This is a genomic window from Aquabacterium soli (assembly GCF_003933735.1).
GTDB lineage: Bacteria > Pseudomonadota > Gammaproteobacteria > Burkholderiales > Burkholderiaceae_C > Aquabacterium > Aquabacterium soli.
In genome coordinates this window covers 1-594 of record NZ_RSED01000081.1, presented here as the reverse complement: position 1 = coordinate 594, position 594 = coordinate 1, and the positions used below count along the sequence as shown (strand labels likewise).

The 594-nt window shown below is 52.9% G+C and carries 1 protein-coding gene; it reads left to right on the top strand.

From position 1 onward, the window contains the following. Positions 1–23 precede the first annotated feature (23 nt). Positions 24–536, top strand: coding sequence for a hypothetical protein (locus tag EIP75_RS23880; protein WP_125245678.1), 513 nt, complete (start codon positions 24–26; stop codon positions 534–536). Positions 537–594 lie beyond the last annotated feature (58 nt).

The following is a 594-nucleotide window of genomic DNA, read 5'->3' as shown; positions in this document are numbered from 1 at the left end:
TGCAGCCTCGTTAGGCCTCTTTGATGAGCACACCCGAACAGACCTTTGCCATAGCGAAGTTGGCGTTACCAAGCGTTCCCGATGAGGTATTTGCGCTGTGGCTCAATGACCGTATCAGGCAAAACGGATGGCCCCCGGAGGGCGACGAATGGGAAGGTTTCTTGTTCGGCGAGTCGCTGCACTTCTGGAGTCAGCTCAAGTGGTCCAAACGGCGTGTCTCTCTGACAGCCGAAGCGTTATCGCTAGCATCGCGCCGGACGGCTATGCTTCTCTACGAGGCAAGTGTTTTGAAGCAAGAAAACATAATGTCTCATTACATTCCCAACACGAGGGAACGCTTTGCCTCCGTCATGGCATACGCCATCGAACACCAAGCCTTGCCAAGTACCATCGTACTGCTCGAACGAAACGGCCGCTTCGACGTAATAGAAGGCAATCATCGCGTAGCCGTTCTGCTTGGCCTACAGTCGGTCAAAGACCATCTCGGCGTTCCAAACATACAGGAGGTTGAAGCATGGGTAGCAAAATTAGCTTGAATTCAAACAGCAAACTCAACACTCTGCCTTCGCGCAGCGGCCTAACTGGTCGTATATG

Bases quoted from the DNA above. Each gene is read 5' to 3' on its own strand.
- EIP75_RS23880 (WP_125245678.1), top strand. From the start codon at position 24: ATGAGCACACCCGAACAGACCTTTGCCATAGCGAAGTTGGCGTTACCA.